This window comes from Sphingomonas sp., from assembly GCF_041661825.1.
In the GTDB taxonomy this organism is placed as follows: domain Bacteria; phylum Pseudomonadota; class Alphaproteobacteria; order Sphingomonadales; family Sphingomonadaceae; genus Sphingomonas.
In genome coordinates this window covers 63997-89795 of sequence record NZ_JBAZTU010000006.1, presented here as the reverse complement: position 1 = coordinate 89795, position 25799 = coordinate 63997, and the positions used below count along the sequence as shown (strand labels likewise).

32 protein-coding genes are annotated in these 25799 nt (G+C 66.7%); 18 read left to right on the top strand and 14 right to left on the bottom strand.

The window, feature by feature from the left end:
- The first annotated feature begins 156 nt into the window (after positions 1 to 156).
- Entirely contained in the window at positions 157 to 1263 is a 1107-nt protein-coding gene (locus WC729_RS25550) for a glycosyltransferase (RefSeq protein WP_372857289.1), read from the top strand.
- On the opposite strand, the gene maiA is transcribed toward WC729_RS25550, so the two are convergent.
- The 7 genes from maiA to pyrE are packed head-to-tail and all read right to left on the bottom strand — an operon-like array spanning position 1247 to position 6156.
- Positions 1247 to 1882: a maleylacetoacetate isomerase gene (gene maiA / locus WC729_RS25545; RefSeq protein ID WP_372857288.1), complete on the bottom strand. Its 636-nt coding sequence runs from the start codon at positions 1880 to 1882 to the stop codon at positions 1247 to 1249. The genes WC729_RS25550 and maiA overlap by 17 nt on opposite strands.
- Complete coding sequence (locus WC729_RS25540) at positions 1879 to 2949, bottom strand: AI-2E family transporter (RefSeq protein WP_372857287.1); 1071 nt, start codon at positions 2947 to 2949, stop codon at positions 1879 to 1881. Before WC729_RS25540 ends, maiA begins: the two co-directional genes overlap by 4 nt.
- Positions 2946 to 3896 (bottom strand): signal peptidase I, encoded by a 951-nt coding sequence (gene lepB, locus WC729_RS25535; RefSeq protein WP_372857286.1) that lies wholly within the window; start codon positions 3894 to 3896, stop codon positions 2946 to 2948. The genes WC729_RS25540 and lepB overlap by 4 nt, the downstream gene beginning before the upstream one ends.
- Positions 3897 to 3906: 10 nt before the next feature.
- On the bottom strand, positions 3907 to 4311 hold the full coding sequence (acpS, locus tag WC729_RS25530; RefSeq protein WP_372857285.1) for a holo-ACP synthase: 405 nt from the start codon (positions 4309 to 4311) through the stop codon (positions 3907 to 3909).
- Positions 4308 to 4850, bottom strand: a complete 543-nt coding sequence (locus tag WC729_RS25525; RefSeq protein ID WP_372857283.1) for an NADAR family protein — start codon at positions 4848 to 4850, stop codon at positions 4308 to 4310. The genes acpS and WC729_RS25525 overlap by 4 nt, the downstream gene beginning before the upstream one ends.
- Positions 4847 to 5575 carry a pyridoxine 5'-phosphate synthase gene (locus WC729_RS25520; protein ID WP_372857282.1) on the bottom strand — a complete coding sequence of 243 codons (729 nt, stop codon included), beginning with the start codon at positions 5573 to 5575 and terminating at the stop codon, positions 4847 to 4849. The genes WC729_RS25525 and WC729_RS25520 overlap by 4 nt, the downstream gene beginning before the upstream one ends.
- The gene (pyrE, locus tag WC729_RS25515; RefSeq protein ID WP_372857281.1) at positions 5572 to 6156 is read right to left on the bottom strand and encodes an orotate phosphoribosyltransferase; all 585 of its coding nucleotides are present in this window, start codon (positions 6154 to 6156) and stop codon (positions 5572 to 5574) included. The genes WC729_RS25520 and pyrE overlap by 4 nt, the downstream gene beginning before the upstream one ends.
- Positions 6157 to 6353: 197 nt before the next feature.
- On the opposite strand from pyrE, the gene coxB reads away from it, so the two are divergent.
- The 11 genes from coxB to WC729_RS25460 all read left to right on the top strand — a co-directional run bounded on the left by coxB (position 6354) and on the right by WC729_RS25460 (position 15589).
- Positions 6354 to 7499, top strand: coding sequence for a cytochrome c oxidase subunit II (coxB, locus tag WC729_RS25510; protein ID WP_372857280.1), 1146 nt, complete (start codon positions 6354 to 6356; stop codon positions 7497 to 7499).
- 3 nt (positions 7500 to 7502) lie between these two features.
- The gene (ctaD, locus tag WC729_RS25505) at positions 7503 to 9167 is read left to right on the top strand and encodes a cytochrome c oxidase subunit I (protein WP_372857279.1); all 1665 of its coding nucleotides are present in this window, start codon (positions 7503 to 7505) and stop codon (positions 9165 to 9167) included.
- An 80-nt stretch (positions 9168 to 9247) separates the two neighbouring features.
- Positions 9248 to 10153 (top strand): heme o synthase, encoded by a 906-nt coding sequence (locus WC729_RS25500; RefSeq protein ID WP_372857278.1) that lies wholly within the window; start codon positions 9248 to 9250, stop codon positions 10151 to 10153.
- Positions 10153 to 10284, top strand: coding sequence for a hypothetical protein (locus WC729_RS25495; RefSeq protein ID WP_372857277.1), 132 nt, complete (start codon positions 10153 to 10155; stop codon positions 10282 to 10284). Before WC729_RS25500 ends, WC729_RS25495 begins: the two co-directional genes overlap by 1 nt.
- Positions 10281 to 10817: a cytochrome c oxidase assembly protein gene (locus WC729_RS25490; protein ID WP_372857276.1), complete on the top strand. Its 537-nt coding sequence runs from the start codon at positions 10281 to 10283 to the stop codon at positions 10815 to 10817. The genes WC729_RS25495 and WC729_RS25490 overlap by 4 nt, the downstream gene beginning before the upstream one ends.
- A 35-nt stretch (positions 10818 to 10852) precedes the next feature.
- Positions 10853 to 11767 (top strand): cytochrome c oxidase subunit 3, encoded by a 915-nt coding sequence (locus tag WC729_RS25485; RefSeq protein WP_372857275.1) that lies wholly within the window; start codon positions 10853 to 10855, stop codon positions 11765 to 11767.
- Positions 11745 to 12281, top strand: coding sequence for a DUF3291 domain-containing protein (locus tag WC729_RS25480; protein WP_372857274.1), 537 nt, complete (start codon positions 11745 to 11747; stop codon positions 12279 to 12281). The genes WC729_RS25485 and WC729_RS25480 overlap by 23 nt, the downstream gene beginning before the upstream one ends.
- A complete protein-coding gene (locus WC729_RS25475; protein WP_372857273.1) occupies positions 12223 to 12654 on the top strand; it encodes a DUF983 domain-containing protein in 432 nt (143 codons plus the stop codon). The genes WC729_RS25480 and WC729_RS25475 overlap by 59 nt, the downstream gene beginning before the upstream one ends.
- Positions 12651 to 13268 carry an SURF1 family protein gene (locus tag WC729_RS25470; RefSeq protein WP_372857272.1) on the top strand — a complete coding sequence of 206 codons (618 nt, stop codon included), beginning with the start codon at positions 12651 to 12653 and terminating at the stop codon, positions 13266 to 13268. The genes WC729_RS25475 and WC729_RS25470 overlap by 4 nt, the downstream gene beginning before the upstream one ends.
- 42 nt (positions 13269 to 13310) lie before the next feature.
- Positions 13311 to 14711 (top strand): threonine synthase, encoded by a 1401-nt coding sequence (thrC, locus tag WC729_RS25465; protein ID WP_372857271.1) that lies wholly within the window; start codon positions 13311 to 13313, stop codon positions 14709 to 14711.
- Entirely contained in the window at positions 14708 to 15589 is an 882-nt protein-coding gene (locus tag WC729_RS25460) for a class I SAM-dependent methyltransferase (protein ID WP_372857270.1), read from the top strand. The genes thrC and WC729_RS25460 overlap by 4 nt, the downstream gene beginning before the upstream one ends.
- Before the next feature lie 76 nt (positions 15590 to 15665).
- Here the strand turns inward: WC729_RS25460 and WC729_RS25455 are convergent, their stop codons facing one another.
- The 3 genes from WC729_RS25455 to WC729_RS25445 are packed head-to-tail and all read right to left on the bottom strand — an operon-like array spanning position 15666 to position 17307.
- Entirely contained in the window at positions 15666 to 16310 is a 645-nt protein-coding gene (locus WC729_RS25455) for a heme exporter protein CcmB (RefSeq protein ID WP_372857269.1), read from the bottom strand.
- The gene (ccmA, locus tag WC729_RS25450) at positions 16307 to 16897 is read right to left on the bottom strand and encodes a heme ABC exporter ATP-binding protein CcmA (protein WP_372857268.1); all 591 of its coding nucleotides are present in this window, start codon (positions 16895 to 16897) and stop codon (positions 16307 to 16309) included. Before ccmA ends, WC729_RS25455 begins: the two co-directional genes overlap by 4 nt.
- Entirely contained in the window at positions 16894 to 17307 is a 414-nt protein-coding gene (locus WC729_RS25445) for a metallopeptidase family protein (RefSeq protein WP_372857267.1), read from the bottom strand. Before WC729_RS25445 ends, ccmA begins: the two co-directional genes overlap by 4 nt.
- Positions 17308 to 17356: 49 nt before the next feature.
- Between WC729_RS25445 and WC729_RS25440 the strand changes: the two genes are divergently transcribed.
- Complete coding sequence (locus tag WC729_RS25440) at positions 17357 to 17650, top strand: 4a-hydroxytetrahydrobiopterin dehydratase (protein ID WP_372857820.1); 294 nt, start codon at positions 17357 to 17359, stop codon at positions 17648 to 17650.
- A 36-nt stretch (positions 17651 to 17686) separates the two neighbouring features.
- On the opposite strand, the gene WC729_RS25435 is transcribed toward WC729_RS25440, so the two are convergent.
- Complete coding sequence (locus WC729_RS25435) at positions 17687 to 18493, bottom strand: SDR family oxidoreductase (protein ID WP_372857266.1); 807 nt, start codon at positions 18491 to 18493, stop codon at positions 17687 to 17689.
- A 57-nt stretch (positions 18494 to 18550) separates the two neighbouring features.
- On the opposite strand from WC729_RS25435, the gene WC729_RS25430 reads away from it, so the two are divergent.
- Both WC729_RS25430 and WC729_RS25425 read left to right on the top strand, forming a co-directional pair.
- Positions 18551 to 19327, top strand: coding sequence for an ATP-binding cassette domain-containing protein (locus tag WC729_RS25430; RefSeq protein ID WP_372857265.1), 777 nt, complete (start codon positions 18551 to 18553; stop codon positions 19325 to 19327).
- Positions 19324 to 20856 (top strand): ABC transporter permease/substrate-binding protein, encoded by a 1533-nt coding sequence (locus WC729_RS25425; protein WP_372857264.1) that lies wholly within the window; start codon positions 19324 to 19326, stop codon positions 20854 to 20856. Before WC729_RS25430 ends, WC729_RS25425 begins: the two co-directional genes overlap by 4 nt.
- A gap of 13 nt (positions 20857 to 20869) precedes the next feature.
- On the opposite strand, the gene WC729_RS25420 is transcribed toward WC729_RS25425, so the two are convergent.
- The gene (locus WC729_RS25420) at positions 20870 to 21412 is read right to left on the bottom strand and encodes a hypothetical protein (protein WP_372857263.1); all 543 of its coding nucleotides are present in this window, start codon (positions 21410 to 21412) and stop codon (positions 20870 to 20872) included.
- A gap of 70 nt (positions 21413 to 21482) precedes the next feature.
- Positions 21483 to 22214, bottom strand: a complete 732-nt coding sequence (ubiG, locus tag WC729_RS25415; RefSeq protein WP_372857262.1) for a bifunctional 2-polyprenyl-6-hydroxyphenol methylase/3-demethylubiquinol 3-O-methyltransferase UbiG — start codon at positions 22212 to 22214, stop codon at positions 21483 to 21485.
- A gap of 57 nt (positions 22215 to 22271) precedes the next feature.
- Between ubiG and WC729_RS25410 the strand changes: the two genes are divergently transcribed.
- The 3 genes from WC729_RS25410 to WC729_RS25400 all read left to right on the top strand — a co-directional run bounded on the left by WC729_RS25410 (position 22272) and on the right by WC729_RS25400 (position 25336).
- Entirely contained in the window at positions 22272 to 23531 is a 1260-nt protein-coding gene (locus WC729_RS25410; RefSeq protein ID WP_372857261.1) for an aspartate kinase, read from the top strand.
- A complete protein-coding gene (locus tag WC729_RS25405; RefSeq protein ID WP_372857260.1) occupies positions 23528 to 24547 on the top strand; it encodes an NAD(P)H-dependent flavin oxidoreductase in 1020 nt (339 codons plus the stop codon). The genes WC729_RS25410 and WC729_RS25405 overlap by 4 nt, the downstream gene beginning before the upstream one ends.
- 105 nt (positions 24548 to 24652) lie before the next feature.
- Entirely contained in the window at positions 24653 to 25336 is a 684-nt protein-coding gene (locus WC729_RS25400; protein ID WP_372857259.1) for an HPP family protein, read from the top strand.
- Between the two features lie 34 nt (positions 25337 to 25370).
- On the opposite strand, the gene WC729_RS25395 is transcribed toward WC729_RS25400, so the two are convergent.
- Positions 25371 to 25775: a VOC family protein gene (locus WC729_RS25395; RefSeq protein ID WP_372857257.1), complete on the bottom strand. Its 405-nt coding sequence runs from the start codon at positions 25773 to 25775 to the stop codon at positions 25371 to 25373.
- Between the last annotated feature and the right edge of the window lie 24 nt (positions 25776 to 25799).

The following is a 25799-nucleotide window of genomic DNA, read 5'->3' as shown; positions in this document are numbered from 1 at the left end:
AGACCCGTTTTTTTCTGTTTCCGGTCTTGACCGGGGTTGGCGCGCCGTAGCTAGATCGCGTTTTTGCGGCAATTTGCAACCTGCACAGAAATAATGTCCGTTTTGTGCTGCGCTGCGAAACTTTTGCCTCAATGAGTCGTTATTGGCGCCCTTCAGATGCTGACCCCTCCGCCCGAAGCGGCCAGCATTCTGGCCTATGCGCAGACGCTTAAGGGCGGCGGCGTGGAGCGGGTGCTGTTGCGACTCGCGCGCAACTGGGCCGATCTGGGGCGGCGCGTCACGCTGGTGATCGGCGATACGAGCGGGCCTCTGGCGGCTGAACTGCCCGCCAATGTCCCCGCCAGTGTCGATGTCCGGGTGCTGGGCGATCCGTCCTATTCCGGGCTGCGCGCGGTGGCCGGCATCGTCCGCACCGTGGCGCCCGATCTGATCTTCTGTCCCGGCAACCACTATACCGGCATGGCTCTTTATACGCGCCTGCGGCTCGGCCCACGCTGCCCCCCGATCGTCGCCAAGGTGTCCAACCGGCTCGACCGGACCGATCAGGGCGCGCTCTTGTCGCTCGGCTACCGCACCTGGTTGCGCCTCCATCCGCGCTTCATCGACCATGTCGTCGCGATGACGCCGGCGATGCGCGACGAGGCGATCGGGGCGATGCATATCGCGGTCGACCGCATCAGCGTCATTCCCAATCCGCCGGCACCGGCATTGACCGACGAGGCGCCGTCATGGCTGCCGGCGGGCACTTTTCTGCTCGGCGTGGGCCGGCTCGCCCCGCAGAAGCGCTGGGACCGGATGATCGCCGCGCTGCCCCGGCTTGCCCGCGGCGACGTGCATCTGGTGATCCTGGGCGAAGGCGCGGAGCGGACGGCGCTCGAGGCGCAGGCTGCCGCGCTGGGACTGCAGGGCCGCGTGCATCTGCCCGGTTATGTCTCCGATCCGCGCGCCGCACTGGGACGTGCGGCGGCGGTGGTGCTCACCTCCGATTTCGAAGGCGTGCCGGGCGTGCTGCGCGAGGCGCTGGCCGAGGGCACGCCCGTCGTCTCGACTGACTCGAGCGTCGCCGTGCGGGAGATCGTCACCGGCCCGGCGCTGGGCAGCGTGGTGGCGCCGGGTGATGAACAGGCACTGGTCGCGGCACTCGACCACTGGCTGGCGCCCGGCCGTGCCCGTCCCGAGCCGATACCCGAGCCGGGTACCGATTCGGCGCAACGCTATCTCGATCTGTTCGATTCCCTCGTTGGGATCAGGCGGCGGGCCTGACCCTGTCGGGCTGCGCGGCGGCGATCTCGGCGATCGCATTGGCCGCGGCATCCGCCGCCACCAGCCTCGGAAACGCCTCCAGCGGAATCTTGAAGCGCCGCGCATTGAACATCTGCGGCACCAGGCAGACATCGGCGAGATTGGGCTTGTCGCCGCCGAGCAATGGCCCGGCTCCGGCCTCCGCCAGTTGCTCCAGCGCGGTGAAGCCCTCGATGATCCAGTGGCGGTACCAGTCGTCCTTCGCCGCCTGGTCGGCACCGAACTGGCTTTCCAGGCGCTTCAGGATGCGCAGATTGTTGATCGGGTGGATGTCGGCCGCGATCACCAGCGCCTGGGCCAGCACCCGTGCCCGGGCGAGCGGATCGCGCGGCACCATCGGCGGATCGGGATAAAGCGCGTCGAGATAGTCGATGATCGCGAGGCTCTGCGTGATCGGTTCGCCGTCCACCTCGAGCGTCGGCACGAAACCCTGCGGATTGCGCGCGAGATTCTCGGGCGCGCGGTGCACGCCTTCCAGCAGCGCAACGTCCTGGCTCTCATAAGGCACGCGCTTCAGATTGAGCGCGATGCGCACGCGGTACGCCGCCGAGGAGCGCCAATAATCATAGAGCTTGATCATGTGCCGCCCGAATCCTCCGCGATGGCGCGCTCCGAATTGCGCTCGAGCGCGACCTTGATCATCGCCACGATCGGATCGGCCAACGCGAGGCCGAGCACGCCGAACAAGGTGCTGGCCAGGATCTGCGACGAGAGGGTCAGGGCAGGCGGCAGGTCGACGGTGCGCCGCGCGACCATCGGGATCACGACATAGCCGTCGAAGGTCTGCACGCCGAAATAGACCGCGATCGCCCAGAGCCCGGTATCGACCCCGGCACTGAAGCCGACCGCTACCATCAGCACGCCGCTGACGAAGGCGCCGATATTGGGGATGAAGGCGAGCATGCCGGTCAGGATGCCGAGCAGCAACGCCATCGGCACGCCGACCGCCCAGAGACAGAGCGAGGTCAGCACGCCTTCGAACAACATGCCGGCCAGGCGTCCCGCGAGCAGTCGGCGCATCGTCGCGGCCATGCGCTCGATGGTGATGGCGAACTCGCCGCGCATGTCGGACGGCACCATCCATTGCAGCCCGCGATCATAGATGCGCGGCTCCATCGCGACGAACAGGCCGATCACCAGCACCATGAACAGGCTGGTCAGTGCGCCCAATGCGGTGCCGACCCAGGAAGTGAGCTTGCCGAACGAGCCCATCGCCTGCTGCGCCAGCCCATTCAGATCGGCTCGGCCCGGCATCAGGCCACTGGTCGATGCCCAGCTGATCAGGCGGTTCGCCTGCACCTCGAGCGTCACGCGCAACTGCTCGGCCTGCGCCGCGACCTGCACGCCGGTCATATAGAAGACGCCGAGGATGAACGCGACGGCGCAGAGCATCACGATCAGCAGCCTGAGTCCACGCCCGATCGGGAGGACTCGCCCGAGCAGTCTTACCCCACCATCGAGCATCGCAGCGAAGACGAGCCCGCCGAAGATGATCAGCAAGGGCTGGATCAGCAGCACCACCAGCGCCATCGCCGCGGCAAGGCCAAGCCATACGCTCGCGCGCTTCAGCTCCTTGCGGACGAATGGGTCGCGCAGCTCGTTCGGGCCGGGTTCGGGATCGATCGCTGCGGACTGCTCCATCGTCATTCCTTGGGATTGTCTCGTGCTGCGTGCAGCGAGGTGCCGGCGCGGCCCGGCCGGAAGCTCTCACCCCAGGTGAAGGGGTTCCAGCTGCCGTTGCCGCTCTTCGAGAAAGTGATGAATTCGGCGCGGCCGCCCAGATTCTCCCAGGGCACGTCGCCGCCAAGACCCATGGCGGAGATGGCGAAGCGGCTGTCGGCGCTATGGTCGCGATTGTCGCCCATCAGGAAGACATGGTTCGGGCGGATCGTGATCGGACCGAAATTGTCGCCGTCGCTCTGGCCGGTCTCGACCGTATCATAATGGCGGCCATTGGGCAGCGTCTCGGTGACCAGGGTCAGCCGGCAATAGGGCTTGCCGTCCGGGCCGCTCACGAGCGCGCCGGGATATTGCTCCGGATCGCATATCGTCTTCTTGTCGACCGGGATCAGCGTGTCGTGCGGGGGGCCACGCTTCACCGCGACGCCATTGATGAACACGGTGCCCTCGATCACCTGAAGCCGGTCGCCCGGCAGGCCGATCAGCCGCTTGATATAGTCGGTGTTGCGGGTCGGCGGGGTGACGATGACGACGTCGCCGCGCTCGGGCATCTTCCCGAACAGCCGGCCAGGGATGAAGGGCAATTGCACGCCCCAGCTCTCGACTTCCTGATGCAGCACCAGGCTGCGGAACATCGCGACTGGATTGGGAATGGTCGGCGATACGAAGGACCAGCCATAGGCATATTTGGTCACGATCAGCTGATCGCCGACCTGCAGCCCGGGCAGCATCGATTCGGACGGGATGTAGAAGGGCTTGGCGATGAAGCTGTGGAAGCCCAGCACCGCCAGGACCAGCCAGAGGATGCCCTTCACCTCGCCCCACCAGTCAGTGGTCGGATGTTTTTCGACTGTTTCCGGCGCGGGCACGGCCTCCTGATCGGGCACTCCCTCCAACGCCAACTCCTCACTCATTTACATTGTCCTACTCGGCCCTGATCGCTTCGATGATCACGAAGGCCTGCGCCCATGGATGATCGTCTGTTAGCGTCAGATGTACATGGGCGACGTGGCCCGCGGGTGTCAGCGCGTCAAGCCTCGCCCGGGCGCCGCCGGTCAGCGCGAGCGTCGGCGCGCCCGAGGCTGCGTTGATCACGCCGATGTCCTTCATGAACACGCCGCGCTTGAAGCCGGTGCCCACTGCCTTGGAGAAGGCCTCCTTCGCGGCGAAGCGCTTGGCCAGCGTGCCGGCCTTGGTGAAGGGTCGCCGGTCGGCCTTGGCGCGCTCGATCGCGGTGAAGACGCGATTCTCGAACCGCGCGCCGAATCGGTCGAGCGACGCCTGGATGCGCTCGATATTGCAGAGGTCCGAGCCCAGGCCGATGATCATCGGGGACCATCTTTCGTCTTGCGCGCTGCCCGCTCGATCAGCTCCGGAATCCCGCCGCCCCTCTGTTCCTCGATCAATGTGTCGCGCAGGCGCGTCAGTACTTCGCCCAGCCAGTTGGTGCCGCGCCATTTCGTGCGGTCGTGCGCGTCCGGACTATCGGCGGCAAGGCCGATGCCCCAGATCGTATCGAGCGGGCTGGCTTCGACGATCGTGGTGCCTTCCGTATCGAGCAATACCGTCAGCAAGTCGCGGTGCGTGGTGAACTTCGCCCGGTTGCCGCGATACACGATAGCGCGCGCCACCGCGTTCCAGCGGTCCGCGTCGAAGAAGCGGACTTTCCGCCCGAGCGCCTTCTGATCACGCGGATCGGCCGTCGCCATGATCTGCTGCCTGACATCCTCATCGCGGAACAGGCGGGCCTTCTCAGCCATCATATATTGCTCTGCGGTGGCATAGCGCTCGCCATCGACCGTAAAATTGCTCGGATGCCATTGCGAGAAAGGCCCGCTCCAGAAAAAGGTGAAGCGTTCCTCCGTCACCGCGCCGAATCCATCGCGGCGCGCATCGTGCGCACGGCTTCGCCCAGTCCGATGAACATTGCCTCGCCCACCAGGAAATGGCCGATGTTCAGCTCGCGCACTTGCCGGATCGCGGCGATCGGCGCGACATTGTCATAGGTCAGGCCATGCCCGGCATGCACTTCGATGCCGTTCTTCGCGGCAAGCGCTGCGGCATCGCTCAGCCGGCGCAGCTCCTCCGCCTGAGCTTCGCCCTCCAGCTCGGCATAGCGGCCGGTGTGCAGCTCGACCACCGGCGCGCCGAGGCGCAACGCTGCCTCGATCTGGCGCGCATCGGGCTCGATGAACAGCGACACGCGAATCTTCGCTGCGCCCAGTTCACTGACAAGTGGCGCGAGATGATTATGCTGCCCCGCTGCGTCGAGTCCGCCCTCAGTGGTGCGCTCCTCGCGCTTCTCGGGCACGATGCAGGCGGCGTGCGGGCGGTGGCGCAGCGCGATGGCGAGCATCTCGTCGGTCGCCGCCATCTCGAGGTTGAGCGGAATGGTCAATTGTTCGGACAGCCGCGCGATATCGTCGTCGGTGATATGGCGCCGGTCCTCGCGCAGATGCGCGGTGATGCCGTCGGCGCCCGCCTCGGCCGCTACAAGTGCCGCGCGGACCGGGTCGGGATAGCCCGCCCCGCGCGCGTTGCGGACGGTCGCGACATGGTCGATATTGACGCCGAGCCGCAGGAAATCGGTCATGCCGCGGCCCGGCTGCCCGGCTTGATCGCGGGCAAGGCCGCCAGCTCGGGCGGGAGCGATTCGGCATTATAGGTCGGCACGTCGACCCGGATCAGCGGGAAGAACGGCACGCCAAGATCGGCGGTCCCGCCCGATCGGTCGACCAGCGACGCCGCGGCGATCGTCTCGCCGCCGGCGCGGCCGATCGCCGCGATCGCCTCACGGGATGAGAGGCCGGTGGTCACCACATCCTCCATCATCAGCACTTTCGCGCCCGGGGTCAGGCGGAAACCGCGGCGCAGCTCGAACACGCCCTCGGGCCGTTCGAGGAACATCGCCTCGACGCCCAGCGCGCGCGCCATCTCGTGCCCCGCGATCACCCCGCCCATCGCGGGGGAGACCACCACGTCGATGCGCGAGCGGATCTCGGTCGGGATGCGCGTCGCCAGCTCGGTGGAGAGGCGCGCGCCGCGTGCCGGATCCATCAGCACGCGCGCGCATTGCAGGTAGCGCGAGGAGCGCAAGCCCGAGGACAGGATGAAATGACCCTCCAGCAGGGCGTCGGCGGCGCGGAACTCGGCCAGGATCTCGTCGTCGGTCATCTACGCTGTCTTTCGTGAAAGCGAGCGGTTGATAGGAGCCCCACAAGGGCCGCGCAACGCCCACAACCCATGGTGTGTCAAAAAACGCCGTGACACGCTTGAGACACCAGCACCTCCCGCGTATAGGCCCATCGCAACGAGCGTATTCCCGCTCGCGCGCCATGGATGGAAAGGCGCAATCAGGGGTGACGAGACGCATGCGCAGTAAGGGGTTGAAGTCGATCGTGCTGGCGGCAGGACTCGCGATAGCGGGTATCGGCTACGCCGCGGCACCGGCGCCACAGGCGGCAACGCCTACCACGACGGCTGCGCCGGCAACGACCACCGCCGCGCCGACGACGGGAGCTGCGCCCGCCGCGACTCCGGCGGCTGCTGCGCCGACCGATCCGATGCTCGTGCTCGACGGCGGCCCGGACGTGAAGCCGACATTCGGTGTCGGCATGCCGGTCGACGGCCATTGGAAGCTGCAGGATCAAGTGACCCCCAATGGTCGCCGCGCGCACTGGTTCCACGACGTCATCCTGTTCCCGGTGATCGTCGCCATCTCGGTCCTGGTGCTGTTCCTGCTGATGTGGGTGATGTTCCGCTATCGCCGCTCGGCGAATCCGGTGCCGTCCAAGACCTCGCACAACACCTTCATCGAGATCATCTGGACCGCGGTCCCGGTCATCATCCTCGCGCTGATCGCCGCGCCCTCGATCGGGCTGCTGGCGGCGCAGTACAAGCCGGCCCCGGCCAATGCCGTCACGCTGAAGGCGATCGGCAACCAATGGTACTGGAGCTATCAGTATCCCGATCATGGCGGGTTCGAGATCACCGCGAACATGCTGAAGGAAAAGGGCCAGGTCCAGCCGGGCGAGCGTTTCCGCACCGATGATGACGGCCCCCAGCTGCTTGCTACCGACAACCGCGTCGTGCTGCCGATCGACACGCCGATCCGCCTGATCACCACCGCGAACGACGTGATTCACAGCTGGGCGATCCCGGCCTTCTGGATCAAGCTGGATGCCATCCCCGGCCGCCTGAACGAGACGAGCTTCACCATCGAGAAGGAAGGCGTCTATTTCGGCCAGTGCTCCGAGCTTTGCGGCGCGCGCCACGGCTTCATGCCGATCACCGTCGTCGCCGTGAAGCCCGAGGTGTTCGCTGCCTGGGTGAAGGCGAAGGGCGGCACGATGCCGGCCCCGGGCGGCGCCAAGCCGTCCGATGCTGCCTTGGCACCTGCGGTCGATGCGGCCGCCGCCAACACCGCCGGACCGGTCGAGAATGCGACCAGCGCCGCTCCCGCCACCAATCAGGCTGCCACGGCGAACACCGCCGGCGCCGGCAACGCTGGACAGTAAGAAATGACCGACACCGCCCTTCACCCGTCCGCGTTCGATGCGCACCATGACGATCACGCGCATCACGATGCCGATCACAAGCCCGCGTTCTTCGCGCGCTGGTTCATGTCGACGAACCACAAGGACATCGGCACCCTCTATCTGATCTTCGCGATCGTCGCCGGCATCGTCGGCGGCGCGATCTCGGGCCTGATGCGCCTCGAGCTTGCCGAGCCGGGCATCCAGTATCTCGGCGCCTGGGCCAGTTTCTTCCATGGCGGCCCGCAGAGCCTCGACGAATCGCTGCACTTCTGGAACGTGCTGATCACCGCGCACGGCCTGATCATGGTGTTCTTCATGGTCATGCCCGCCATGATCGGCGGCTTCGGCAACTGGTTCGTGCCGCTGATGATCGGCGCGCCGGACATGGCGTTCCCGCGCATGAACAATATCAGCTTCTGGCTGCTGATCCCGTCGATGATCCTGCTGTTCGCCTCGCCCTTCTTCGGCGGCGCGGGCAATGGCTGGACGCTCTACGCCCCGCTCTCGACTTATGGCGAGCCCGGGCCGTCGACCGACATGGCGATCCTCGCGCTCCATCTCGCGGGCGCCAGCTCGATCCTGGGCGCGATCAACTTCATCACCACCATCTTCAACATGCGCGCGCCGGGCATGACCCTGCACAAGATGCCGCTGTTCGTCTGGTCGGTGCTGGTCACGGCGTTCCTGCTGCTGCTGGCGCTCCCGGTCCTGGCCGCGGCGATCACCATGCTGCTGACCGACCGCAACTTCCACACCACCTTCTTCGATCCGGCCGGCGGCGGTGATCCCGTGCTGTACCAGCATCTGTTCTGGTTCTTCGGCCATCCCGAGGTGTACATCATGATCCTGCCGGGCTTCGGCATGGTCAGCCACATCATCTCGACCTTCTCGAAGAAGCCCGTGTTCGGCTATCTCGGCATGGCCTATGCCATGGTCGCGATCGGCGTGGTCGGCTTCGTCGTGTGGGCGCACCACATGTTCACCACCGGCCTCAGCGTGAACGTGAAGATGTACTTCACCGCCGCGACGATGGTCATCGCGGTCCCGACCGGCATCAAGATCTTCTCGTGGATCGCGACGATGTGGGGCGGCTCCTTGAGCTTCAAGACCCCGATGATGTGGGCGATAGGCTTCATCTTCATGTTCACCGTCGGTGGCGTGACCGGCGTCGTGCTCGCCAATGGCGGCGTCGACGACGTGATGCAGGACACCTATTACGTCGTGGCGCACTTCCACTACGTGCTGTCGCTCGGCGCGGTGTTCAGCCTGTTCGCCGGTTTCTATTACTGGTTCCCGAAGATGTCGGGCCGGATGTACAACGAGTTCCTCGGCCATGTGCACTTCTGGGTGTTCTTCATCGGCGTGAACGTGCTGTTCTTCCCGATGCACTTCCTCGGCGCGCAGGGCATGCCGCGGCGCATCCCGGACTACAATCCGCAGTACGAGTATTTCAACCATATGGCCTCGATCGGCTATGCGATCATGGCGCTCTCGATGCTGGTGTTCTTCGTCAACCTCTTCTGGTCGCTGTTCGCGGGCAAACCGGCGGGCGACAGCCCCTGGGGTGAGGGCGCGACGACGCTCGAATGGACGCTGTCGAGCCCGCCGCCATACCATCAGTTCGAGACGCTGCCGCGTATAGACTGACGACCGGCGCCGCCCGCGGCGGCACCACAAACCGATAGCGGCGCCGGATTCGACCGGCGCCGCTACGCATTGAAATGAAGATGACCACGACGACCGCACAGCCACTGATGCTTCCCGCCGACTGGCGCGATTTCCTCGCGCTCACGAAGCCGCGGGTGATGACGCTCGTCGTCTTCACCGGCCTGTGCGGGATGCTGGCGGCGCCGGTCGGGATCGATCCGGTGCTCGGTTTCACCGCCATCCTGTGCATCGCGCTCGGTGCGGGCGCGGCAGGCGCGCTGAACCAATGGTATGAGGCGGATATCGACGCGGTGATGAAGCGCACCGCGCGCCGGCCGCTGCCCGCCGGGCGCATGGACCGGCAATCGGCGCTGCATTTCGGCGTTGGTCTCGCGGTCTTCTCGGTGATCCTGATGGGGCTGGCGGTGAACCTGCTCGCCGCTGCGATCCTGACCGTCTCGATCCTGTTCTACGTCCTGGTCTACACCGTCTGGCTGAAGCGCCGGACGCCGCAGAATATCGTCATCGGGGGTGCCGCGGGCGCCTTCCCGCCGCTGATCGGCTGGGCCGCCGCGACGGGCGATGTCGCGACGCTGCCGGTGCTGCTGTTCACCCTGGTCTTCCTGTGGACGCCGCCGCATTTCTGGGCGCTCGCGCTGTTCATGAAGTCCGATTACGCCGCCGCCGGCGTGCCGATGCTGCCCGTCGTGGCGGGCGAGCGCACCACCCGTGTGCAGATCGGGCTCTACACCATCCCGATGGCCGCCGTCGCGATCGCGCCCTGGGCGCTCGGCCTGACCGGCGCGATCTATGGCGGCGTCGCGGTCGCGACCACCCTGGTCTTCGCCGCGCTCGCTTTGCAGGTCAGCCTGCGCACGACCGGTACGGGCGATGCAATGAAGCCGGAAAAGCGGCTGTTCGCCTGGTCGATCCTCTATCTCTTCATCCTTTTCGGCGCTTTGGTCGTCGACAGATGGGTCGGCTGATGCAGAACGATGACGACATCCGCACCCGCCAGCGCGCGCGCGCCCGCGTCATGGCGCTGTTGCTCGGCGCCTTCGTCATTCTGGTGTTCGCGATCAGCATCGTGAAGATCAAGGCGGGGATGCCGCATTGACCCGCACCCTGCGCACCGCGATCCTCGCCGGTGTCGGCGTGTGCTGCATGACCGGGCTCGGTTACGCCAGCGTGCCGCTGTACCGCATGTTCTGCGAGGCGACCGGGCTCAACGGTACCACGCAGCGCGGCCTGGTCGCGCCGGGTGCCGTCGGCGACGCGCAAGTGCGGATCGATTTCGACACCAATGTCGCGCCCAAGCTGCCCTGGACCTTCAAGCCGGAAGTGCCGTCGGAGACGATCGCCATCGGCGCGCGCGACATGGCGTTCTTCACCGCGACCAACAACAGCGACAAGCCCGTCACCGGGACCGCGACCTTCAACGTCACGCCGGCCCAGGCCGGCAAATATTTCACCAAGATCCAGTGCTTCTGCTTCACCCAGCAGACGCTGAAGCCGGGTGAGACGGCGCGCATGCCGGTGATCTTCTTCGTCGACCCGAAGATCCTCACCGATCCGGACGCGGCGGACGTGAAGAATATCACTCTCAGCTACACTTTTTACCCTGTGGATTCCGCGAAAGCAGCCAGCTAGAGCGTTGTCGACAGCCTATTAACGGGGACCGAAGAATGGCCGGCGCCAAGAACCACGATTACCATATCCTGCCACCCGATATCTGGCCGTTCGTCGGCGCGTTCTCGGCGCTCACCATGGCGATCGGCGGCATCATGTGGATGCATTCCGGCAGCGTGTTCGGCATCGGCGGCGGCACCATCTTCTTCATCGGCGTCGCGGCCGTGCTGCTCACCATGTTCTCGTGGTGGAGCAATGTGATCAAGGAAGCGCATGCCGGCGATCACACGCCGGTGGTGCAGCTCCATCTGCGCTACGGCATGATCCTGTTCATCGCCTCCGAGGTGATGTTCTTCGTCGGCTGGTTCTGGGCGTTCTTCGATTTCTCGCTGTTCCCGGCACCGGTTCAGGTGGTCGACGGCACGGTCAGCCTGATCGCCGATGCGGCCCGGGGCACCTGGCCGCCCAAGGGCCTGGAAGTGCTCGACGCCTTCAAGTTCCCGCTGCTCAACACGATCATCCTGCTCACCTCGGGCACGACAGTCACCTGGGCGCACCACGCGCTGATCCACAATCAGCGTGGTGGTGAGAAGACCGGCCTGTGGGGCCTGCTCGGCGTGGGCAACCGCGACGGCGTGCTCAAGGGCTTGTGGCTTACGATCGTGCTCGGCCTGCTCTTCTCGTCGATCCAGGCTTATGAATATGCCGAGGCGCCCTTTCCCTTCCAGGGAATCAACTATGGCGCGTCCTTCTTCATGGCGACCGGCTTCCACGGCTTCCACGTCATCATCGGCACGATCTTCCTGACCGTGTGCCTGATCCGGGCGTACAAGGGTGACTTCACCCCGCGCCAGCATTTCGGCTTCGAAGCGGCTGCCTGGTACTGGCATTTCGTTGACGTGGTGTGGCTGTTCCTGTTCGTCTCCATCTATGTCTGGGGCGGCTGGGGTGCACCGATCCACGGCGGCTGACGCGGGCGTGACGTCGCGCTGGCACCTCGCCCAGGTCAATATCGGCCGGCTCGCTGCGCCGGCCGACGACCCGCAGGTTGCCGGTTTCTTCCAGGAACTCGACCGGATCAACGCGCTGGCGGAAGCGAGCGCCGGATTCGTCTGGCGGCTGAAGGGCGAGGGCAACAGCGCCACCGATCTTCAGCCCACCCCCGATCCTAGGCTGATCGTCAACATGTCGGTCTGGGCGGATGCCGAATCGCTGTTCGACTATGTCTATCGCAGCGCCCACACGCCGGTGATGGCGCAGCGTAGGGCCTGGTTCGACCGGTTCGACGGCGCCTATCAGGCGCTGTGGTGGATCCCCGCGGGCAGCACGCCCAGCGTCGACGAAGCGTTCGCGCGGCTCTGGCTGCTCGACCGCTTCGGCCCGAGCGACCGGGCCTTCACCTTCAAACTGCGCTATCCGGCGCCCGATGCGCCCGGCGCGCCTGTCGATATGCGGCCCGATCCATGGTGCATGGGTCACGCCTGATCCTGCCTCCTCGCCGAGCCCCACGCCCGCTCAGGTGGCGATCAAGGGCCTGTGTCCGCGCTGCGGCGGCAAGACACTGTTCGCCGGCATGACCAAATTCGCGGATCGCTGCTCGGCCTGCGGGCTCGATCTCACTCAGTTCAACGTAGGCGACGGGCCGGCGGCTTTTCTCACCCTGATTATCGGCGGCCTGCTCGTCGGCGTGGCGGTGACCTTGCAGCTGACCGTCGAGCCGCCGCTCTGGCTGCTGGCGCTGATCCTGATTCCCTTGGCGGCGATCGCCGTGATCGGATCGCTGCGCGTCGCCAAGGGGGCGCTGCTCGCGTTCGAATATCGCAACTCGGCACGCGAAGGCAGGATCGCGGACAAATGAAGCAGCGTTTCCCCGTCGTCGCGACCATTATCGTCGGCCTCGCCATCGCCGCGATGATTGCGCTCGGCGTGTGGCAGCTCCAGCGCAAGGGGCAGAAGGAGGCGCTGCTCGTGCAGCTCGCGGCGAATCGATCGCTGCCGCCGATCGCTTTCCCGCGCATCCCGGTCGACGATTCGCTGCTGTTCCGCCGCGCCAGCGCTTTCTGCCTTCAGGCCGTCAGCTTCAGTGTCGAGGGCGGACGCAACGCGGCGGGCCGGACCGGTTGGCGCCACATTGCCCGGTGCCGCACCGGCGTGGAAGGCCCCGGCCTCACCGTGCTGATGGGCGTGGCCAAGGCGCCCGACGCCAAGCCAGCCTGGGGTGGCGGCGAGGTGACCGGCTATATCACCCACGCGCCCGATCACCGGCCGATGATCGCGACCTGGTTCTCGCACCAGCCCAAGACCCTGATGCTCGTCGCCGATCCGCCCGTGGCGGGGCTAGACGCGAATCCCCAGCCCGATCTTGCCTCGGTCCCCAACAATCATCTCGCTTATGCGGTGCAATGGTTCCTGTTCGCGCTCGTCGCCGGGGTGATCTACGCGATAGCGCTGCGTCGCCGTCTGAAAGCTTGACGTGCTTGTGACTTTGCCGCGCCGCGGTTAGGCGCAACGGCCATGCGCTATATCAGCACCCGTGGGGCGGCTCCCGTCCTGGACTTCGAACAGGTCACGCTCGCCGGCCTTGCCAGCGATGGCGGCCTTTATGTCCCCGAGAGCTGGCCGAGCCTGAGCACCGACGAGATCGCTGGTCTGCGCGGCCTTTCCTATGTCGACACCGCCGTCGCCGTGATGGCGCCGTTCGTCGAGGGCACGCTCTCGCGCGAGGAGCTGCGCGATCTGTGCACCCAGGCTTATGGCCGCTTCTCGCACAAGGCGGTCACGCCGCTGGTTCAGCTCGACCATCAGCATTGGTTGCTCGAGCTGTTCCACGGCCCGACGCTCGCCTTCAAGGATGTCGCGCTCCAGCTGCTCGGCCTGTTGTTCGAACGCTTCCTCGCCGGCTCCGACAAGCATGTGACGATCGTCGGCGCGACATCGGGCGACACCGGTTCGGCCGCGATCGACGCGCTGGCCGGCCGCGCCGGCGTCGACGTGTTCATGCTCCACCCGAACGGCCGGGTGTCCGACGTGCAGCGCCGCCAGATGACCACGGTGCTCGCGCCCAACATCCACAATATCGCGATCGAGGGCAGCTTCGACGATGCCCAGGCGCTGGTGAAGGCGATGTTCAACGATCCAGGCTTTTCCGGGACATTCCAGCTCTCGGCCGTCAACTCGATCAACTGGGCCCGGCTGATGGCGCAGGTGGTCTATTATTTCTACGCTGCGGTCCGCCTCGGCGCGCCCGACCGCCCGGTCGCCTTTTCGGTCCCGACCGGCAATTTCGGCGACGTCTTTGCCGGCTATGTCGCTGCGAAGATGGGCCTGCCGGTGGCGAAGCTGGTCGTCGCGACCAACGTCAACGACATCCTCCACCGCGCGCTCGCGCACGGCGATTATTCGCAAGGCACCGTGGTGCCCACGCCGAGCCCGTCGATGGACATCCAGGTGTCGAGCAATTTCGAACGCTTGTTGTTCGATCTCGGCGGACGCGACGGCGCCGCGACGCGCGAGCAGATGCGCGGCTTCGAAGCGACCAGGGCGATGCGCCTCACCAACGCCCAGCGCGAAGGCGCCGCCGGCCTGTTCGTCAGCGACCGGATCGATCTCGACGACATGGCCCTGGCGATGCGCTGGGCGTGCGACGGTTCGGGTCAGGTGATTGATCCGCACACCGCGATCGGCCTCGCTGCCGCGCGCCGAGTCGACCTCGCCCAAGACGTGCCGGTGGTGACTCTGGCGACCGCCCACCCGGCCAAGTTTCGCGAGCCGGTCGAGCGCGCGACCGGGGTTCGCCCGGGCCTCCCTGCCCGGATCGGCGATCTGTTCGATCGCGAAGAGCGTTACGCGACGCTGCCCGGCACGTTTGAGGCGGTCACCGGCTATATCGCCGAGCGGGCGGTGCCGGTCGCGTGAAGCTCGAGACGCTCATCGGCGAGCCCTGGGCTGACTATGGGCTGATCGACTCCGGCAATGGCCGCAAGCTCGAACGCTATGGCCGATTCCGCTTCATTCGCCCCGAGGGCCAGGCGCTCTGGGCCCCGGCGCGCGACGACTGGCGCGCCCAGGCCGAGTTCGTGCCCGGCTCCGACGAAGACGGCGGTGGCCGCTGGGACTATGCGGAACCGGTCCCGCGCGATGGCTGGCCGCTGATGTGGGACCAGGTCCGCTTCCAGGCCCAGACCACGCCCTTCCGCCATCTCGGCTTCTTCCCGGACATGGCCCCGGTGTGGAGCTGGATGCGCGAGCAGGTCGCCGACAAGCTGGCCGCGGGGGAGGCGCCCGAATGCCTCAACCTGTTCGGCTATACCGGCGTCGGCACCCTGGCGATGGCCGCCAAGGGCGCGAAGATGGTCCATGTCGACGCGTCGAAGAAATCGGTCGAGGCGGCGCGCGCCAATGCGGTGCTCTCGGGCATGGCCGACAAGCCGATCCGCTGGATGACCGACGACGCCACCAAGTTCGTCGCGCGTGAGGTTCGTCGGGGCCGCCGCTACGACGGCATCCTGCTCGATCCACCCAAATTCGGCCGAGGGCCGGAGGGCGAGGTGTGGAAGCTCGAGGAAGGCCTGCCCGGCCTGATCGCCGATTGCCGCAAGCTGCTGGATGCGGAGTCGCGCTTCCTGTTCCTCACCGTCTATGCGGTGCGCATGTCGGCGCTGGCGATCGGCGAGCTGCTCAACCAGGCGCTGGGCGATCTCGGCGGCAAGGTAGAGGCGGGGGAACTGGCGGTCCGCGAAGAGGCGCGCGGGCTGCTGCTGCCGACGGCGATCTGGGCGCGCTGGTCGCGATAGCGCGTCACAGCATTGTACAAGTCTCTGTACAATGTTTCGTCAAAATGTCAGCGACCCTACTGACATTTCCAACATGCTACTCCATTCCGGCGCGCATCGCGGCCCCCGCAACGAACGGCGCCCCAGCCACCAGCATCAAACTCACCGCGGCGAGCAACTTCACCGCCCCCATCCCGCCATCGATCGACCCCGCCCCGAAGATCAGCAACGGCACCGCCAGCGGCAGCATCACCAGTCCGGCGACCGCCCCGGCGCCCCGCAGCCCTGACACCAAGGCCGACGTGGCCACCGCCAGCGCCGCCAACCCCGGCGTCCCGATCAGCAAGCCCAACTCCACCCGCAGCACCGTCTCGCCCGACAGATCCAGCAAGCCCGCCGCGATCACCGCCGCCAGCATCAGCGGCGGCCCGAAGGCCAGCCAATGCCCCACGATCTTCGCCGCCGCCACGCTCGCCATGCTCAGCCCGCGCACCGCGAACTGGTCGAGCACGCCGCTCTCCGCATCCGGTCCGATCAGCCGCTCGACCGGCATCAGTGCGGCCAGCAATGCGGCAGCCCAGATCACCCCGCCGCCGACCCGCGCCAGCAGCGCCGCATCGGGACCGATGGCGAAGGGAAACAGGATTGCCACCAGCAGGAAGAAGGCGAGTGTATAGGTCACGCTCCCGCCGGCCCAGGCTCGGGTCAGGTCGCGCGCGACAAGCGCGAGGAACGGCCTCATGCGGCCCCCAGCATGATCGGCACTGCGCGTGGCACGTCGATCGGCAGATGCGTCGCGACCAGGGCGATCCCGCCGCTTGCGCGATGCCCGGCGATCAGCGCCTCCAGCACCCGCACGCTCGCATCGTCCAGCCCATTGGCCGGCTCGTCGAGCAGCCAGAGCGGTGCCCTGCTCGCCACCACCCGCGCCAGCGCGGCGCGGCGCCGCTGTCCGGTCGAAAGCAGTCGCACCGGCACCTCGGCCAACGCCGTCAGGTTGGTCGCCTCCAGAGCCGCGGCGACCCGTGTGCCCGGATCGTCGTCATCGTCATCCAGCGCTGCCCAGAAACGCAACGCACTGCCCAGCCGTCGTTCCGCATCGAGCGCCGCAGCCTCGGCCATCAGCGCGCGCGCCGCCGGCCCCTCGACCTCGCCCTTCGCAGGCTTGAGCAACCCCGCCGCAACCCGGATCAGGCTGGATTTGCCCACTCCGTTCGGTCCGGTCACCAGCGCCGCGCCGCCCGCGGGAATCGCGAAGGATAGCCCCTCGAACAACACCCGCCCGCCCCGCGCGCAGGTCACGGCGCGGAACGCGAGCACGGTCGTCACGCGTCCCCCACCATATCCTCCAGCGCATGCATATCGTTGTCGGACAGGCCGAAATGATGCCCCACTTCATGGATCATCACATGCGCGACCAGTTCGTCGAGCCCGACCCCGGTCTCGATCCACTCTTCCAGGATCGCGCGGCGGTAAAGATGGATGCGGTCGGGCAGCGCCCCCGATTCCATCGAGGATTTCTCGCCCACCGGCCGCCCATGATAGAGCCCGGTCAAGTCGAGCGGATGCTCGATGCCCAGCGCGTCGAGCGTCTCCTCATCGGCGAATTCCTCGACGATCAGCACGACATCGCCCAGATGCGCGCGGAACTCGGCGGGCAGGGCATTGAGCGCCTTCAGCGCGATCGCGCGGATCGCATCGGCATCGGGCGCGGTGCGCGGTTGAACGGATGCTGGCATGGGCTATGCCTTAAGGCCAAGGCGCGGGGTGCGCCAGCAGGAGGAAATGGTGCCGATCGAGCAACTGACCGAGGAAGAACGCACGGACGCGCTGGACGAGCTCGACGAATGGGATTTCGACGAAGCGCGCGACGCGATCACGCGTACCTTCACCTTCGCCGATTTCAGCGAGGCCTTCGCCTTCATGACTCGCGTCGCCCTGCTCGCGGAGAAGGCGGATCATCACCCGGAATGGTCGAACGTGTGGAATCGCGTCGTGATATTGCTGACCACCCACGACGCGGGCGGCCTGTCGCAACGTGACGTGGATATGGCCGAAGCGATCGATCTGCTGGTGGACTGATCTTCAAACCCCTTCCCATGGCGGGAGGGGCCGACCTTAGTCCGCCGGCGCCGCGATCCCCCGCCGCATCATCTTGCGCATCTTGCCGGGCATCCACCGTGCCGCGAAGGCCATACGCCGCGCGGTCTTGCCGACATAGGTGTGGACTGCGTCACCATGCACTGCGTCCCACGCCGCCTGGGCGACCTCCGTCACTGGGGTCAGCTCCAGCCCGGCCGCCGTCACCGTCTCGCGGATCGACTGGTTCGATCCGCCCGCCGGCGTATTGAGCAATGGGGTCTCGATGAAGCTCGGCACCAGGTCACGCACCTTGATGCCCGCGCCATACCATTCGCCGTCGAGTGCCTCGGTCATCGCCCGCACGCCGAACTTGGTCATCGAATAGGGCACCAGCCCGGACGAACCGTAGATCGCCGACGCGGACGCGGTGTTGAGCAGGCACGATCCCGGCGCTCGTGCGAGATAGGCATAGCCGATCCGCGCGCCGTTGAGGACGCCGGTCAGGTTGATCGCAACGGTCCGGTCGATATCCTCGAAGCTCATTTCGGCGAGCGGCCCGCCCGTGCCGATCCCGGCATTATTGAACAGTACATCGAGTCTGCCGCCGGCGGGCGCGGTGAACGCGTCCAGGCTCGCCACCCAGGCATCGCGGTCGCGTACGTCCATCTCATAGGTCTCGGCCATGCCCGCCGGCAGCATCGCCGCAGTCTCGGCCAGCCCCTTGGCATTCACGTCGGCCAGCCCGACGCGCCAGCCGCGCGCGGCGAACAGCGTCGCCGTCGCCTGGCCGATGCCCGATCCGCCGCCGGTGATGAAGATCGATTTCTGCGTCGCGCCCGCCATGCTGCCCCTCCCGTCGTCGTTTGACGTTCGCGGCATCCTCCCGCACAAACTGCGCCGATGCCAGAACAATCGCCCGGTCCCTCGGTTGCCTTTGACGGCGTCACCAAATCCTATGGCGGCACCGTCGCGGTCGATTCCGTCTCGTTGGAGATCACGGGCGGCAGCTTCGTTGCGCTGGTCGGCGCGTCGGGATCGGGCAAGTCGACCCTGCTCAAAATGGTCAACCGCTTGATCGAACCCAGCACAGGCCGAATCGCCATCGCCGGCGAAGACGTGACGGACGCGGAGCCATATGCGCTCCGTCGCCGGATCGGCTATGTCTTCCAGAATATCGGCCTGTTCCCGCACATGGATGTCGCCGAGAATATCGGCATCGGCCTGCGCCTGGCGGGCGAGCGTGACCGGAGCGCCCGCATCGCCGACCTGCTCGACCTGGTCGATCTGCCCCGCGATTTCGGCACGCGCATGCCCGATGCGCTGTCGGGCGGCCAGCGCCAACGTGTCGGCGTCGCCCGGGCGCTCGCTACTGCGCCGGGCCTGATGCTGATGGACGAGCCGTTCGGCGCGCTGGATCCCGTCACCCGCGATCAGCTCGGCGCCGCGATCCGCGCACTGCATGAGCGGCTCGGTCTCACCACGATCATGGTGACGCACGACATGGCCGAGGCACTGCTGCTCGCTGACCGCGTGCTGGTCATGGCCGCCGGCAAGATCGTCGCCGATGCGACGCCCAAGGCTTTGCTGGCGGGCGAGGGCGGGGCAGAAGCCGATGCCCTGGTCGCCGTCCCGCGCGAACAGGCTCGCCGGCTGCATGCGCTGGAGAGCGGCGCATGAGCCCTTTCATCGAAGCGCTCTCCCGCGTGCCCAATCTGCTCGCCGCGCATCTGCTGCTCGCCGCCTCGGCGCTGGCGCTTGGTCTCGTCATCAGCCTGCCGCTCGCCATCTGGTCGGCCCGCCGCCCGACGGTGGCGCGCATCGCGCTCGGCTTCGCCAGCCTGGTCCAGACCATCCCGTCGCTGGCTCTGCTCGCGCTGTTCTACCCGCTGCTGCTCTCGCTCTCGACCTTGGTCGGCGGCGGCATCCCGGCGCTTGGCTTCCTGCCCTCGCTGCTCGCCCTGACGCTCTATGCATTGCTGCCGATCCTGCGAAACGGGGTCACGGGCCTCGCCGGCATCGACCCGGCGGTGATCGAGGCGGCGGACGGCGTCGGCATGACGGCGTGGCAGAAGCTCCGCCTGGTTGAGGCGCCACTCGTCGCGCCGGTGCTGATGGCCGGCATCCGCACCGCCGCGGTGTGGACGATCGGTGCCGCGACTCTGTCCACCACGGTCGGCCAGCCGAGCCTTGGCGACATGATCTTTGCCGGCCTCCAGACGCAGAACTGGGCGCTGGTCCTTGCCGGCTGCCTCACCGCGGCGGCGCTGGCGCTGGCGGTCGATGCGCTGCTCGGCGTGATCGAACACGGCATCGCCGCGCGCCGTCCGCTGCGGGTGTGGATCGCCACGGCCATCCTCGCGATCGGCGTGCTCGCCGCGCTCGCGCCGCTCTGGCCGAAGGGCGGGCGGACCGTTATCGTCGGGGCGAAGGGTTTCTCCGAACAGTACATCCTCGCCCGCGTCATCGGCCACCGGCTGGAAAAAGCCGGCTACCGCGTCGAGTATCGCGAAGGGCTCGGCTCGGTCGTCGCTTTCTCGGCGGTCGCGGGCGGCGATATCGATGTCTATGTCGATTATTCCGGCACGATCTGGACCAACGGCATGAAACGCACTGACGTGCCGCCGCGCGCCGCGATCGTGAACGGCGTGGCCGACTGGGCGCACCGATACCACGGCGTCCGCCTGCTCGGCACGCTCGGGTTCGAGAACAGCTATGCCTTCGCGATGCGCGGCGACGACGCTGCCCGGCACGGCATTCACAGCATCACCGATCTCGCGCCGCTCGCGCCGCAACTGCGCCTCGCCACCGATATCGAGTTCCTCGAACGCCCCGAATGGGCGGCCGTGAAGCGCGCCTATGGTCTGCGCTTCAGGGAAGCGCATCCCTATCAGCCGACCTTCATGTTCCGCGCGCTGACCAGCGGCACGGCGGACGTGATTCCCGCCTTCTCTTCGGACGGCCGGATCGCGGCGGACAAGCTTGCGGTGCTGACTGATCCGAAGGGCGCGATCCCGGGCTACGACGCGATCCTGCTGCTCTCGCCCAAACGCGCGGAGGACCGGGCCTTTGTGGAGGCGGTCACGCCGCTGATCGGTCGGATTCCCGTCGAGGCGATGCGGGAGGCGAACTACATGGTGGACCGCGACGACAACAAGGTATCGCCCGAAGAAGCGGCACGGTGGCTGGAGAAGAAGCTGGGCCTCTAGGCGCCCGTGCCCGTCACCCTGCCTGTCGCTGGATCAACTCATAGACGTGTCGCGCGTTTTCGATGCGGATGAACTGAGGCGTCTGGTCGAAGGTCGGCTGCCAGATTCCGAAATTGCCGCGGTCGAACCAGCTGCCTGACGGCCCGAAGCGTATCGTGCCGCTTCCGTCCGGTCGCTCGTCGAACTCCAGCGTCGGAAGCCGTTTGATATCGACGGACTTTGACGTTGATCCGTGTTCCCTCAGAATGAGGATGCGGCGGTTGGTGACGACGTAGACCAGGCGCTTGCGAAGATGCATGTCGACCCAGAAGCGGCCGATGGTGATGTACAGCCCGGCCGCGAGGAAGGGCAGGCCGAACAGCTTGAACGGCAAGTCCGCGCCGCTTGCGTCGCCAGCCCAGACGGAGATGTTCCAGAATAGCGCGAACCCGCCCCACAACAGGCTGAACGGAATCAGAAACATCTCGACCGGACGAAGGATCAGGCCGGTCGAGGGCTTGCCTTCCCAAAGCACCTGCTCGTCCGAAAGAAGTTGTCGCCTTATTCCGTTGGGCATCGCCCTGTTCTCCGTCGCTCTCGGGAAAATCATCCACCCACGCGGATATGCGTGCGACACGTGCCTCGGTTCAGCTCCGAACCGCCGTCACGAAATAATCCAGCTTCATATCGTCAGAGACAACAAAGCCCTTCGCCACCGAAAAGCTCAGCCCGCGCGTCTCGACCAGCTTCAGCCCCGCTGCCTCGACCAGCGCAACCAGCTCGTCAGGCGTCAGGAATTTTCCCCAGTCATGCGTCCCCCTGGGGATCTGCCCGGTGCCCTCGCCGATCGTGATCAGCGCCAGCCGCGACAGCGCGGTGCGATTGGGCGTCGACAATATCATCAGCCCCCCGTCCGCCAGCGCCCCCGCCAGCCCGACGATGAAGGCGCCCGGATCGGTGACATGCTCGATCACTTCCATGCTGGTCACCAGGTCGAAGCGCGCCGCGCCGAGTCCCTCGATCCCACCGGTGCGGTAATCGATCGTCAGCCCGGATAACTGCGCATGGGCATGGGCGACCGCGATATTCTCGGCGGCCGCGTCGACCCCGGTCACCGCCGCGCCCAGCCGTGCGAGCGGCTCGCACAACAGCCCGGCGCCGCACCCGACATCCAGCGCGGTCTTGCCCGCCAGCGGGGTGAAGCCCGTCTCGTCCAGCCCCCAATGCTGGTCGATCCGCTCACGCAGATAGCCCAGCCGCACCGGGTTCAGCCGGTGGAGCATCGCCGACGATCCCTTCGGGTCCCACCACTCGGCCGCCATCGCGCCGAAATGCGCTGCTTCGTCGGGATCGATCGTCGTTACGGGGTCGCTTGCCATCACCATAAGGCCTTCCTATCAGGGCGCCCCGCTCACCCCAAGGAATTCTGCACCTCCATGGCCCGTATCGTGATGAAGTTCGGCGGCACCTCGATGGCCGGGATCGAGCGAATCCGGAGCGTCGCCGCGCGCGTCAAACGCGAGGTGGAGGCAGGCAACCAGGTCGCGGTGGTCGTCTCGGCGATGGCCGGCGAGACCGACCGGCTGGTCAATTTCTGCCGCGAGGCCTCATCGCTCTACGATCCGCACGAATATGACGTGGTCGTCTCGGCCGGCGAGCAGATCACCAGCGGCCTGCTCGCGGTCGCGCTCCAGGCGATCGGCGTGCCGGCGCGTAGCTGGCTCGGCTGGCAGCTGCCGATCCGTACCTCGGACGGCCATGGCTCGGCGCGTATCGCGGAGATCGACACTACGGCGCTGAACGTCTCGCTGGCCAAGGGCGAGGTCGCAGTGATCCCCGGTTTCCAGGGCGTCGCCTCGGGCGAGCGCGTCACCACGCTTGGTCGCGGCGGATCGGATACCTCGGCGGTGGCGATGGCGGCGGCGATGAAGGCCGATCGCTGCGACATCTACACCGATGTCGATGGCGTCTACACGACCGACCCGCGCATCGTGCCCCGCGCGCGGAAACTGAAGCGCGTCACCTACGAAGAAATGCTCGAGCTCGCGAGCGTCGGGGCCAAGGTGCTCCAGACGCGCTCGGTGGGGCTTGCGATGAAGGAACAGGTCCGCGTCCAGGTGCTCTCGTCCTTTACGGGCGAGGACGCGCCGATGGCGGACACATTGCCCGGTACGATGATCGTGGGCGAAGAGGAGATCGACGATATGGAACGCCAGCTCATCACCGGCATCGCGCACGACAAGAACGAAGCGAAGATTACCCTGACCGCCGTGCCCGACCGCCCCGGTGCGGTCGCTTCGATCTTCACGCCGCTGGCCGACGCCAATATCAACGTCGACATGATCGTGCAGAACGTCGCGCATTCGACCGGCTCGACCGACGTGACCTTCACCGTGCCCGGCGCCGATCTGCCGCGCAGCCTCGAGGTGCTCGGCAATGCGCAGGGCGATATCGGCTATGCCAGCCTCGTCCACGACACCCGCGTCGCCAAGATCTCGGTGGTCGGCGTGGGCATGCGCAGCCATGCCGGTGTCGCCGCGACCATGTTCAAGACATTGGGCGAGCGTGGCATCAACATTCAGGCGATCACTACCTCGGAGATCAAGGTCTCGGTGCTGATCGAGGAAGATTATACCGAGCTCGCGGTGCGCGTCCTGCACACTGCCTATGGGCTCGACGCGGAGGACGCTGCATGACCGTCGGTACGGAGCGCCTTGCCCGGCGCATGGCGCGGGGCGCGGCGTTCCTCGGGTCGGAAACCGCCATCCTGTGCGGCGCCATGTCATGGGTGTCGGAGCGCAATCTCGTCTCCGCCATCTCCAACGCCGGCGGCTTCGGCCTGATCGCCTGCGGCGCGATGACCCCCGAGCTGCTCGACGCGGAAATCGCCGGCACCAAAAAGCTCACCGACAAGCCGTTCGGTGTGAACCTCATCACCATGCACCCGATGCTGTTCGACCTGATCGAGGTCTGCAACCGGCACGATGTCGGCCATGTCGTGCTCGCGGGCGGTCTGCCGCCGACGGGCTCGATCGACGCGATCAAGGCGAATGGCGCGAAGCTGATATGCTTCGCTCCCGCGCTGTCGCTCGCCAAGAAGCTGATCCGCTCAGGCGTCGATGCGCTCGTCGTCGAGGGCATGGAGGCCGGCGGCCATATCGGCCCGGTCTCGACCAGTGTGCTCGCGCAGGAAATCCTGCCTGAAGTCGCCGAGCAGGTTCCGGTATTCGTTGCCGGCGGCATCGGCCGCGGCGAGGCGATCGCCGGCTATCTCGACATGGGCGCGGCGGGCGTCCAGCTCGGCACGCGTTTCGTCTGTGCGACCGAATCGATCGCGCACCCCCATTTCAAGAAGGCGTTCCTGCGCGCTTCGGCCCGCGATGCGGTGGCGAGCGTGCAGATCGATCCACGCCTGCCGGTCATCCCGGTGCGCGCGCTGAAGAATGCCGGCGGTGAGCTGTTCACGGCAAAGCAGCGCGAAGTCGCGCAGCTGCTCGACGAGGGCAAGGTCGAGATGGCCGAGGCCCAGCTCCAGATCGAGCATTACTGGGCCGGCGCGCTGCGTCGCGCGGTGATCGACGGCGATGTCGAGCATGGCAGCCTGATGGCCGGCCAGTCGGTCGGCATGGTGACCAAGGAAGAGTCCGTCACCGAGATCATCGCCTCGCTGATGGCCGAGGCAGCCCATGCGCTGGAGAAGCGGGCCGCCTGATCCGGGCGGCTGCGGTTCAGCCCCGCCCGCGCCGCGCCAAAGAAAAACTGCGTGGAAATCGCACGCGCCGACCGCGACAGCAGCCGCCGGTCGCCGGGAGAATATGTGAGCTTCAGGATCTTCAAGCCGCTATTGGCGGGCGCGCGGTTCGGCGACCGTGTCGTCGCGTGTATCGGCGCGGCGATCTGTCTGGCGCTCACCATCGTGGTGTGCGCCGAGCTGCCGCTCGCCGCGCACAACCTGCCGATCATCGTGGCGCCGCTGGGCGCATCGGCCGTGCTGGTGTTCGCGGTGCCGTCGAGCCCCCTGGCGCAACCCTGGTCGGTGGTAGGCGGCAACACTCTGTCCGCGCTGGTCGGCGTCGTCATGTTTCAGATCGTTCCGGACCAAACGATCGCTGCCGGTCTGGCAGTGGGCGGCGCGATCCTCGCCATGACGCTGTGCCGGTGCCTCCACCCGCCGGGCGGTGCGGCGGCGTTGACGGCGGTGATCGGGACGCACGACGTCCATGCCGCCGGCCTGTCCTTCGCCTTCGCGCCAGTGGCGATCAATTCGATCGCGCTCGTCTCGCTTGGCATGTTCTTCCACCGCCTGTCCGGGCACAGCTATCCGCATGTGCCACCCTTGGCGGGGCCGTCGCTCCAGGCGGCGGGGCTTCATCTCGAGGATATCGACCGGGCGCTCGCGGACCTGCCGGACAGCTTCGATATCAGCCGGGAGGATCTGAACGTGCTCCTGTCGCGCGCCGAGATCCACGCGATCGAGCGCCGGACCGGACGCGCCGTATAGGGCTCCGTCCATCGAGTCCGAACGAAAGGAGCATCTATTCCTTGATCGGCGATCCGATCGACCAGAGATGCCCGAACGGATCGGTGAGCTGGCCGTAACGGTCGCCCCAGAACTGGTTGTCGACCGGCATGGTGACGGTGGCGCCCGCCGCGACCGCGCGCTCCGCCCAGACATCGGCATCGTCGACCTGCAGGTGAAGCCCCACCCCCTTGGGCTCGGGCTCGTCATAGCCGCGCCATTCGGGGAATTCGTCGGAGAGCATGATCCAGCCGCCGTTGATCTTCAGGCCGGCCTGCAGCAGCCGCTGGCCGTCCTCGGCCAGATTCTTCTCGGTTACCTCGGCGCCGAACGCGCGGGTGTAGAAATCGAGCGCTTCCTGTCCGCGCTTGCCGCGGATCGTCAGGAACGGGGTGACGCCGTTGGTGGGCCGATCGACCATCTTCTCTCTCCTGGGGACTGATTC

What these genes read in the sequence shown, in the direction of transcription:
- WC729_RS25550 (WP_372857289.1), top strand. Translation starts at nt 157, where the DNA reads ATGCTGACCCCTCCGCCCGAAGCGGCCAGCATTCTGGCCTATGCGCAG.
- maiA (WP_372857288.1), bottom strand. Translation starts at nt 1,882, where the DNA reads ATGATCAAGCTCTATGATTATTGGCGCTCCTCGGCGGCGTACCGCGTG.
- WC729_RS25540 (WP_372857287.1), bottom strand. Translation starts at nt 2,949, where the DNA reads ATGACGATGGAGCAGTCCGCAGCGATCGATCCCGAACCCGGCCCGAAC.
- lepB (WP_372857286.1), bottom strand. Translation starts at nt 3,896, where the DNA reads ATGAGTGAGGAGTTGGCGTTGGAGGGAGTGCCCGATCAGGAGGCCGTG.
- acpS (WP_372857285.1), bottom strand. Translation starts at nt 4,311, where the DNA reads ATGATCATCGGCCTGGGCTCGGACCTCTGCAATATCGAGCGCATCCAG.
- WC729_RS25520 (WP_372857282.1), bottom strand. Translation starts at nt 5,575, where the DNA reads ATGACCGATTTCCTGCGGCTCGGCGTCAATATCGACCATGTCGCGACC.
- pyrE (WP_372857281.1), bottom strand. Translation starts at nt 6,156, where the DNA reads ATGACCGACGACGAGATCCTGGCCGAGTTCCGCGCCGCCGACGCCCTG.
- coxB (WP_372857280.1), top strand. Translation starts at nt 6,354, where the DNA reads ATGCGCAGTAAGGGGTTGAAGTCGATCGTGCTGGCGGCAGGACTCGCG.
- ctaD (WP_372857279.1), top strand. Translation starts at nt 7,503, where the DNA reads ATGACCGACACCGCCCTTCACCCGTCCGCGTTCGATGCGCACCATGAC.
- WC729_RS25500 (WP_372857278.1), top strand. Translation starts at nt 9,248, where the DNA reads ATGACCACGACGACCGCACAGCCACTGATGCTTCCCGCCGACTGGCGC.
- WC729_RS25495 (WP_372857277.1), top strand. Translation starts at nt 10,153, where the DNA reads ATGCAGAACGATGACGACATCCGCACCCGCCAGCGCGCGCGCGCCCGC.
- WC729_RS25485 (WP_372857275.1), top strand. Translation starts at nt 10,853, where the DNA reads ATGGCCGGCGCCAAGAACCACGATTACCATATCCTGCCACCCGATATC.
- WC729_RS25475 (WP_372857273.1), top strand. Translation starts at nt 12,223, where the DNA reads ATGCGCCCGGCGCGCCTGTCGATATGCGGCCCGATCCATGGTGCATGG.
- WC729_RS25470 (WP_372857272.1), top strand. Translation starts at nt 12,651, where the DNA reads ATGAAGCAGCGTTTCCCCGTCGTCGCGACCATTATCGTCGGCCTCGCC.
- thrC (WP_372857271.1), top strand. Translation starts at nt 13,311, where the DNA reads ATGCGCTATATCAGCACCCGTGGGGCGGCTCCCGTCCTGGACTTCGAA.
- WC729_RS25455 (WP_372857269.1), bottom strand. Translation starts at nt 16,310, where the DNA reads ATGAGGCCGTTCCTCGCGCTTGTCGCGCGCGACCTGACCCGAGCCTGG.
- WC729_RS25445 (WP_372857267.1), bottom strand. Translation starts at nt 17,307, where the DNA reads ATGCCAGCATCCGTTCAACCGCGCACCGCGCCCGATGCCGATGCGATC.
- WC729_RS25435 (WP_372857266.1), bottom strand. Translation starts at nt 18,493, where the DNA reads ATGGCGGGCGCGACGCAGAAATCGATCTTCATCACCGGCGGCGGATCG.
- WC729_RS25430 (WP_372857265.1), top strand. Translation starts at nt 18,551, where the DNA reads ATGCCAGAACAATCGCCCGGTCCCTCGGTTGCCTTTGACGGCGTCACC.
- WC729_RS25425 (WP_372857264.1), top strand. Translation starts at nt 19,324, where the DNA reads ATGAGCCCTTTCATCGAAGCGCTCTCCCGCGTGCCCAATCTGCTCGCC.
- WC729_RS25420 (WP_372857263.1), bottom strand. Translation starts at nt 21,412, where the DNA reads ATGCCCAACGGAATAAGGCGACAACTTCTTTCGGACGAGCAGGTGCTT.
- ubiG (WP_372857262.1), bottom strand. Translation starts at nt 22,214, where the DNA reads ATGGCAAGCGACCCCGTAACGACGATCGATCCCGACGAAGCAGCGCAT.
- WC729_RS25410 (WP_372857261.1), top strand. Translation starts at nt 22,272, where the DNA reads ATGGCCCGTATCGTGATGAAGTTCGGCGGCACCTCGATGGCCGGGATC.
- WC729_RS25405 (WP_372857260.1), top strand. Translation starts at nt 23,528, where the DNA reads ATGACCGTCGGTACGGAGCGCCTTGCCCGGCGCATGGCGCGGGGCGCG.
- WC729_RS25395 (WP_372857257.1), bottom strand. Translation starts at nt 25,775, where the DNA reads ATGGTCGATCGGCCCACCAACGGCGTCACCCCGTTCCTGACGATCCGC.